Here is a 6,495-nt window from a genome sequence, read left to right on the forward strand (position 1 = left end):
ACAGCCGATATATCTCGCGATTCAGCGCCATGTTCAGCTTCCGCGACTTCCAGAATTCTTCATGCCGCACCTGCTTGAACGGAAATTCACACAGCATGTCGAAGCATTTCCCGGCGATGTCGTATGCTCGCGTCCTGACCCTGGACCGTTCCGGGAACCTGTCGCCCAAGTCGGACAGCATCAGGGCGGCGACACTCAAGTTGAAGGCCACCTTCATTTCGGTTTCGTCTTTGGTCATGGGCTATTCTCCCTCCTGCGGTTCGGCATTCGGGCAACTCATCGCATGTCCGCCGACCTCGCCACATTCAGTGCAGGGCTTGACCGCTTCGCCCGGAGGGCTTGGCCAGTCGTCATCAATGTCGTCCATGTTGGGGAGGGGAGCGGTTTGCGCTGCTTCCGTTTTTTCTTCAGGGGTGATGGGTATTTCGCCGGCTGCGGGGTTGACGGTTTCGGCATCAGAAAACCGTTTGACGATGTTTTCGGCGGTGGGTGTAGGCTCAACCTCGGGGGTTATGTCGATAATGTCGCGAATCTCGTCGTCTGAACGCATACCCATTAGGATCTGGGGGGCGTACAGTCGACCAAAGAACGTAGCTGCGCGGTATCTCAGCATCAGATCCGGCATAGTCTTCCATTTGCTGCCGTTGCGCGAAAACCATCCTTCTGTTTTTGCCATTTCGATTGATACCGGTGGAGATTCAAGGCGCTCATCGGTGTCTTTTTCAATCGCCCACGCGACGCAGGTTTTCTTGTCGTCTTTGCCTGTTATCTCAAAGCGAAGAGGTGAAAACCTCCCCGTTGCGTTCACTGCTGCAATGATAAACTGAGATGACCAGGACGGCTTACCGTGTACGATATAGATGTTCTGTAGGACCGCCATCGGAGACGCGCCGATACGGTTCGCCATTTCCAGAGCGATCACGCAGTTTGCTATCTTCCCCTGGAACTCTTTCGGCACCAACTCTGAGGATGCCAATAGTTTTGCTTGCCGTTGAAGGAGTTCAAAAGAATCCGCGTTACCGAATCCTGCCGTGATAGGTAAATTGCTGGTAGTTGTTTGTGGTAGGTTTTCGCTCATTTTGATTTTCCTCCGTTTAAATGTTGGTCCAGCTAGTCCGATTAATAATCCTTCCGGCCTGTGAGGGGCCAATGTTGTATTCACCCCCCAGCTGCTTATACGTGTAGCCTCCGGCTTCATATTTGGCCCTTATCTCAAGTACGTCGCTTTCGTTCAAAACCGTAGCGACCGGACCAACCGGATTACCAGCTTCGATGCGCTTATTCCTCAAGTATTCAGAGCGGTATTTTCTTCCGCACTGCCTATGCTCCACCGCGCCAGTTCCAGGCGGAATGTATAAATTTTTAGGGTCATCCCATGTCTTACAAAAATAGCACCGCCTCCAATCCGCGTGGCCGCACTCTTTTAACGCTCTAGCCCTTCTGTGTAGCAACTGGTGGTGTGCGTTATCTTGGCAGATTACTAAATTATCGTTGCGGTTGTTCGCCCTATTGCCATCAATATGGTGGACCACCGCAGACTGCGGCAGTGGCTTACCAAGTGCCTTTTCGGCAATTAATCTGTGCAGTAATTTGTGGCCCTTCATAAAGCCTGCCGCCTTGGTCAAGTAACCGTCACCGTGGTTTGTCGGCACGTCCTTTGTCTTGATAGCTGACATCGCAATCGCGCCTTGTTTTGTCTTCATCCAATGCCCGTGCCGGAACTTCGCATAACGTGACCTGATTGGCAGTCCGCACCCGCACGCACACGGCTTACCCCTATTGTCCTCACGACCTTTATTGTTTGCCATATACAGACCTCACAGATATCCAGGTTTATAAAGCGTTACGATTCCGGGGTTTTGGTAGTTCGGGTACTCTTGCCTTTTTCTGCATTCTAGTTCTAATGCCAACAGTCTCCGGTATTCAGAACGTCCATAATCAACGAATTCATCGTCGAGCATATAAACCTCGACTTGATATGGAGCGTCTTTACTGACTGCGATGAAGCAAAAAGTATCGAACCTACTTCCCGACGCCTCATTTATTCCGGTCAAATACATTGCGGTCTGTAGTGGATAGCCATACTTCACTACGTCCCGCCCAAACTCATACTCTCCGGCGCAAGAGCAGGTCTTGAGGTCCACCAACACGCCCTTGTTGCCTGAGGGTATCCGGTCAGGTCTGCATTTGCAGAGGAGTCCCGTTCCCGCGTCCTGCCATATCACCGTTTGTTCTGACACGCCCTCGGCCAGCAGTTTTGGCGCAAAGGGATGTTTCATAAGCGCCTTCCGCATCTCCGTGATTTTCAGGTAATCATCGGCGGTGACCAGAGTCTTCCCGGCGTTGGCCGCCTCAAATGCCGCCCATTCCTCTTTTCCGGCGTTGGTGCGCTTATTGATGCCGGAAGGCGTGACCGCGCACTCTTTGAAGAATGCCGCTTCGCCTTCCAGAAGGAGCACGTGAGATGCCCGGCCAAACGCCATGGCGGGTGTGTCCTCTTGCGGGACCTTTGCCGCTGCCGGGCATTTGTCGAGGCGTTTCAGGTAGGATTTCGATATGTAGTCCTTCAGTAGCTCCCCGTGGTAGTCGCTGGCGGGGATGTCGGGGTAGATTCCGGGGGTCAGGGGTGATATTTTCTCTGCAAGATTTCCGTTCATTGTTTTTCACCCCCTCTTGTCATTATCGATATTCCGGTGAGTATCGTGTCGATAACATCCTTGTTGGCCTTGATAAATTCCTCGGTCTTCTCAAGTGCGACCTTCGTAGCGTAGTAAAAATCATAGCCCTTGCTTAAGTCAACAGCGTCGCCCACTTCGAGGCGGCCCCTTTTGCCGTAGTAGAGATCCATAAACTTCTCAATTTCACGGTGGCTGACTTGGCAAAGGTAAGTATCGCTATCAACCTTTCCTATTACCTTCATCTTACGCAGCCTCCTTCGCCGCCGATTCTTCCCTATCGAATTCATGCCCGCACTTGGGACACACCACCATCCGTTCGGCACGGGCCTTCTCTTCCGTAATCCGTTTGGCTTCCGCTTCGCGCCTCAGAAGTTCCTCGGTTTCGGCCTTCAGCTTGGCCTCTGCCAGCTCGCGTTGCTGGCGCTCAAGTTCGGCGCGTTCTGCTTTCAATTTGGCTTCTTCCGCTTCTCGCGCTTCGCGGATCTTCTTCTCATCCTCCGCCCTAATGCGTTCCTGCTCTTTCCGCTCGGCCTCCAGCTTGGCGCGTTCGGCTTCCAGTTTTGCGCTCTCCTCGGCGGCCTTCCGTTCCGCCTCTTCCCGTTCCGCCCTGAGTCGCGCCGCTTCCGCTTCCTGTTCGGCCTTGATTCTGTCGGCTTCGGCCTCGGCGGCCTGCTTCTGTGCGAGGATTTCTTTCAGCTTGGCGACCGACCCCATCTTGGCGTACTGCGCTTCAGCGGTTAATTCCTGGTAATCGTCCTCGGTGATTGAAAGAGCCTCGACGTTCGGCAGAACCTCGGCCAGCTTTGCGGCGGTCAGGTTGATAGCCTTTATCGGGTACTCTTTGATGGTCTGGATTTTGGCCTTGATGCCGTCCACCCGCTCTTGTTCAATACGGGCTTTCTCGGCCTTCTCGGCTTCCTTCCGTGCTTCCTCGACCTTTATTGCCTCATCAATCGGGCGTTCCAGTTTCAGGATCTCCTCGGTGATACGCTTGGCCTCCGAGTCAATCAGCTTGCACCGCTCAAGGGCAGGGGCCTTGATTTCCTTCCTCATCGCCTCAAGGGACGTTCTGAGGGTTACGCATTCCCGCCGGTCTTTCTTGGCTGAGGCCATGCCCTTGGTGGTAGCTACGTCGTAGACCACGCCTGCCATGCGCGAACGGAGTTCCTGTAAGCCTGCTTCTGTCTGTGAATATTCTTGGATTGCTGCCATTTCCTACACCTCCCCTTCATCCACCGCGCAAACATGCGGCAACACGTCAATCATCGCCCTTGTCCCGCTGACCTCAATCATGCGGAACCGCAACTTTTCCCCGCATTCCGCGCACTGGATATCGTATTCGACCTCTACCGTGTTGCGGAATTTGTGACGGTCGTTCCATGCGTCCTTTCCACTGCCGTGATGGTTCGCCTTGCATGCGGCTACGCCTTCCAATGAACTATAGAATTTCCCGCAAGAGCATTCGTGGACTTCCGTAATTATCTTCTCTGCCGCGTTCATCTTGACTCCTCCCCGGACAATCTGATAAATTGCCCGTGATTGGTTTTCCTTGCCCCTCATTGCCAGACGGCTGAGGGGATTTTTTATATCGCCAGGTCGTAATCTTCCCCACCACTTTTCAGTTCGCTCAGTACCCTCCTCTCAATCTCCCTCAGGCTTTCCGTGCTCATCAGGTCAAGGATGTTCACGCCTTGGACGGTCGCCTTCGTAACATCCACCTCCGGCCCTTCGTCCGGCTCTTCCGGGACGCCCATACTGTCGCGTTTGCCCCTGTAGCCCGGATAGAAGTCAAACTCGACTTCCATTTTTACGCCACCGATCTCAACCATCATTGCGCTCATCGCTTTCCTCCTCTCATTGCGTCCCTAGGCCGCTCTACCCAAAATCCGCACACCATGCAGCGTGCGGCCATCGGATACCAGTTGTCCTTGTAAAGACTCTTTCCGCATTTCGGACACTTCACTGTTCGCCCCTCCTTAGGTCCACCGCCCGCCTTGCGGCGGCTTCTGTTTTCGTCTGAACGTAATCCCCGTATCCGAAGACTGCCGTCCATAGATGTTCTATGTAAGACTGGAATATTAATGCGCCTTTGTATTCAATCATTTCCCCCTCCAGTTGCCTTCAACTCGCTTGTCAAGAATCCGGTCGGCCAGGTCGATATGCTGCTCTCTCTCAAGCGGCGAATGGTCCAGCCTGCTAATCACTTCCGCCCGCCGCTCTGGTGTCAGTTCATGGGCCGCATGGCTGCCATCGAGGGCAGAAGCGCATGTCTGGGCCAGCAATATGAGCAGCGTGCCGAGGATTGCGAGTTGAATTCCGGCGATGATGGACTTCCGCGCTTCACTCTTAATGGTCCTTCTCTCCCTCATCTCAGAACCTCCCGGCGTCTTTCATTCGACGCTCGAAATCTCCCCGTTGACGGCTGTTATCCGGTTGTTTATGCGGGCCAGCTCGATTGCTATCCGGTTCTGTTGCTCCTTCAGCATCTCCAGCAGCCACAGGCGGTCCATGACCTTCAGGAACAGTTGCACCCACTTCGCGCCCCGTTGGCCGTTGTGGAGAACTTTGGCCCTGCTGCAAATCTTCTCCGCCTGGGGAATCAGCGCCGTTCTCCGGCGGGCATATTCTTCATTCGTCATTACAGGCTTCTTCTTCATTCCTTCTCCTTTGTGGTTCAGTTTTTTTCGCCCCTGGCTCTCGCCTTCGCTCTCGCCAGAACCGCCTTGCTATTTGCCTTCCGCTCTTCACGGCTCATCTTCGCCAGTTGTTGAGACTGGAGAGCGACGACCGGCTGAACGAAAATGGACAGGAGGCGGTTCTGCTCTTCTAACAACTGGATTATTTTTTCTTCGTTCGTCATGTCGGCACGTTCTGTCGGTCCTTCATCTCACACTGCCCGACCAAGCCCATGACAAACATGATTCCCAGGAAAGCCACTACCGCGAAATATGGCGCTGTCTCTTTCATGTTGGCTCCCCGTCGCAAACATCAGCCGCAAGCCTGCGCTCGTATTCGTCACGCTCCCAACTGTCACGCCCGGCTGCTACTATCAAACACATGACCACTACGCCCATAATCCCACCAACAAAGCATCCTGCTAAAAACCACCACATAAGCCCCCCCTTACCTGTGCCCGTAGTGATACATCCAGCGCCCGACTCCCCGCGAATTCCACCGTTTCAAGCTGCGCTTCCATCGTATTTTCATCGCTTATTCTCCCCCCAGTAGTATTGAGGTTTGAATCCGCAATCGCGGATCCGCTCGGGAGGAGTGATGTTGATGTTCTGGATCTCCTCCGGTGAAAGTTTACGGCCAGGGTCAGGCTGAAACCCGGCGGCGGTCATTGATACCTGATTGAGCACCCTGATGTGCTCAAGCTCCTTCCTTTTGATGCGGTTCGCCCAGCTGCTCATTTCGCCCTCCGGCTCTTCCGCTCCGCACTCTCCGCAAGGTTCTGCCGCGCAAGGCTGCGCACTTTGACTTTCGTCTGCACTGTCGGCGGCGGGGCGGTCTGCTCGACTAAGGTTTTCAGCATGGATTCGATGTTTTGCCGGCGTTGCTCGATGTTCATGGTTCTGCCCTCATGCCGCCAGTTGTGCCGCGCTTCCAGCCTTCGCCTTGACTTGCTTCTTATTGGTTTGCGCTTCCACTTGTTCGGCCATTTCAAAAATCGGCGTCAGTTCCGACAGGTCTTTGTATCTCCGCTGCAAAGATTTGAGCGCCACGAATGCCTGATCCAGCATCGCCTGGTGTAGTTTCGGGCTTGCCATGACAGCCTCAATGGGTCGATACCCTCCATTTTTGCGGTCTGGTAATA

Annotated in this window: 15 protein-coding genes; all 15 read right to left on the reverse strand. The window is 54.0% G+C overall.

The annotated features are described in order from the left end of the window. Nucleotides 1-238: hypothetical protein (locus LHW45_10645; GenBank protein MCB5286027.1), on the reverse strand; the 238-nt coding region annotated here is incomplete at its 3' end. 3 nt (nt 239-241) lie between these two features. Then, a complete protein-coding gene (locus LHW45_10650; GenBank protein MCB5286028.1) occupies nt 242-1,078 on the reverse strand; it encodes a hypothetical protein in 837 nt (278 codons plus the stop codon). A 16-nt stretch (nt 1,079-1,094) separates the two neighbouring features. After that, complete coding sequence (locus tag LHW45_10655; protein ID MCB5286029.1) at nt 1,095-1,703, reverse strand: HNH endonuclease; 609 nt, start codon at nt 1,701-1,703, stop codon at nt 1,095-1,097. Between the two features lie 114 nt (nt 1,704-1,817). After that, the gene (locus LHW45_10660; GenBank protein ID MCB5286030.1) at nt 1,818-2,657 is read right to left on the reverse strand and encodes a PD-(D/E)XK nuclease-like domain-containing protein; all 840 of its coding nucleotides are present in this window, start codon (nt 2,655-2,657) and stop codon (nt 1,818-1,820) included. Further along, on the reverse strand, nt 2,654-2,920 hold the full coding sequence (locus LHW45_10665) for a hypothetical protein (GenBank protein MCB5286031.1): 267 nt from the start codon (nt 2,918-2,920) through the stop codon (nt 2,654-2,656). The genes LHW45_10660 and LHW45_10665 overlap by 4 nt, the downstream gene beginning before the upstream one ends. A gap of 1 nt (nt 2,921) precedes the next feature. Beyond that, a complete protein-coding gene (locus LHW45_10670) occupies nt 2,922-3,890 on the reverse strand; it encodes a hypothetical protein (GenBank protein MCB5286032.1) in 969 nt (322 codons plus the stop codon). 3 nt (nt 3,891-3,893) lie between these two features. Beyond that, nucleotides 3,894-4,178 (reverse strand): hypothetical protein, encoded by a 285-nt coding sequence (locus LHW45_10675; GenBank protein MCB5286033.1) that lies wholly within the window; start codon nt 4,176-4,178, stop codon nt 3,894-3,896. 83 nt (nt 4,179-4,261) lie between these two features. After that, nucleotides 4,262-4,519, reverse strand: coding sequence for a hypothetical protein (locus LHW45_10680; protein ID MCB5286034.1), 258 nt, complete (start codon nt 4,517-4,519; stop codon nt 4,262-4,264). A gap of 118 nt (nt 4,520-4,637) precedes the next feature. Then, nucleotides 4,638-4,781 (reverse strand): hypothetical protein, encoded by a 144-nt coding sequence (locus tag LHW45_10685; GenBank protein ID MCB5286035.1) that lies wholly within the window; start codon nt 4,779-4,781, stop codon nt 4,638-4,640. Further along, nucleotides 4,778-5,047 (reverse strand): hypothetical protein, encoded by a 270-nt coding sequence (locus tag LHW45_10690; protein MCB5286036.1) that lies wholly within the window; start codon nt 5,045-5,047, stop codon nt 4,778-4,780. The genes LHW45_10685 and LHW45_10690 overlap by 4 nt, the downstream gene beginning before the upstream one ends. 21 nt (nt 5,048-5,068) lie before the next feature. Further along, entirely contained in the window at nt 5,069-5,335 is a 267-nt protein-coding gene (locus LHW45_10695) for a hypothetical protein (protein MCB5286037.1), read from the reverse strand. A gap of 17 nt (nt 5,336-5,352) precedes the next feature. Further along, complete coding sequence (locus LHW45_10700) at nt 5,353-5,538, reverse strand: hypothetical protein (GenBank protein ID MCB5286038.1); 186 nt, start codon at nt 5,536-5,538, stop codon at nt 5,353-5,355. Between the two features lie 103 nt (nt 5,539-5,641). Continuing rightward, on the reverse strand, nt 5,642-5,791 hold the full coding sequence (locus LHW45_10705; GenBank protein ID MCB5286039.1) for a DUF3789 domain-containing protein: 150 nt from the start codon (nt 5,789-5,791) through the stop codon (nt 5,642-5,644). A 296-nt stretch (nt 5,792-6,087) separates the two neighbouring features. Then, nucleotides 6,088-6,249 carry a hypothetical protein gene (locus tag LHW45_10710; protein MCB5286040.1) on the reverse strand — a complete coding sequence of 54 codons (162 nt, stop codon included), beginning with the start codon at nt 6,247-6,249 and terminating at the stop codon, nt 6,088-6,090. Nucleotides 6,250-6,259: 10 nt separating this feature from the next. After that, nucleotides 6,260-6,495: hypothetical protein (locus LHW45_10715; GenBank protein ID MCB5286041.1), on the reverse strand; the 236-nt coding region annotated here is incomplete at its 5' end.

This window comes from Candidatus Cloacimonadota bacterium (genome assembly GCA_020532085.1).
Lineage (GTDB): Bacteria > Cloacimonadota > Cloacimonadia > Cloacimonadales > Cloacimonadaceae > Syntrophosphaera.

Bases quoted from the DNA above. Each gene is read 5' to 3' on its own strand.
- LHW45_10675 (MCB5286033.1), bottom strand. From the start codon at position 4,178: ATGAACGCGGCAGAGAAGATAATTACGGAAGTCCACGAATGCTCTTGC.
- LHW45_10660 (MCB5286030.1), bottom strand. From the start codon at position 2,657: ATGAACGGAAATCTTGCAGAGAAAATATCACCCCTGACCCCCGGAATC.
- LHW45_10650 (MCB5286028.1), bottom strand. From the start codon at position 1,078: ATGAGCGAAAACCTACCACAAACAACTACCAGCAATTTACCTATCACG.
- LHW45_10695 (MCB5286037.1), bottom strand. From the start codon at position 5,335: ATGAAGAAGAAGCCTGTAATGACGAATGAAGAATATGCCCGCCGGAGA.
- LHW45_10685 (MCB5286035.1), bottom strand. From the start codon at position 4,781: ATGATTGAATACAAAGGCGCATTAATATTCCAGTCTTACATAGAACAT.
- LHW45_10670 (MCB5286032.1), bottom strand. From the start codon at position 3,890: ATGGCAGCAATCCAAGAATATTCACAGACAGAAGCAGGCTTACAGGAA.
- LHW45_10680 (MCB5286034.1), bottom strand. From the start codon at position 4,519: ATGAGCGCAATGATGGTTGAGATCGGTGGCGTAAAAATGGAAGTCGAG.
- LHW45_10705 (MCB5286039.1), bottom strand. From the start codon at position 5,791: ATGTGGTGGTTTTTAGCAGGATGCTTTGTTGGTGGGATTATGGGCGTA.
- LHW45_10690 (MCB5286036.1), bottom strand. From the start codon at position 5,047: ATGAGGGAGAGAAGGACCATTAAGAGTGAAGCGCGGAAGTCCATCATC.
- LHW45_10700 (MCB5286038.1), bottom strand. From the start codon at position 5,538: ATGACGAACGAAGAAAAAATAATCCAGTTGTTAGAAGAGCAGAACCGC.
- LHW45_10655 (MCB5286029.1), bottom strand. From the start codon at position 1,703: ATGAAGACAAAACAAGGCGCGATTGCGATGTCAGCTATCAAGACAAAG.
- LHW45_10665 (MCB5286031.1), bottom strand. From the start codon at position 2,920: ATGAAGGTAATAGGAAAGGTTGATAGCGATACTTACCTTTGCCAAGTC.
- LHW45_10710 (MCB5286040.1), bottom strand. From the start codon at position 6,249: ATGAACATCGAGCAACGCCGGCAAAACATCGAATCCATGCTGAAAACC.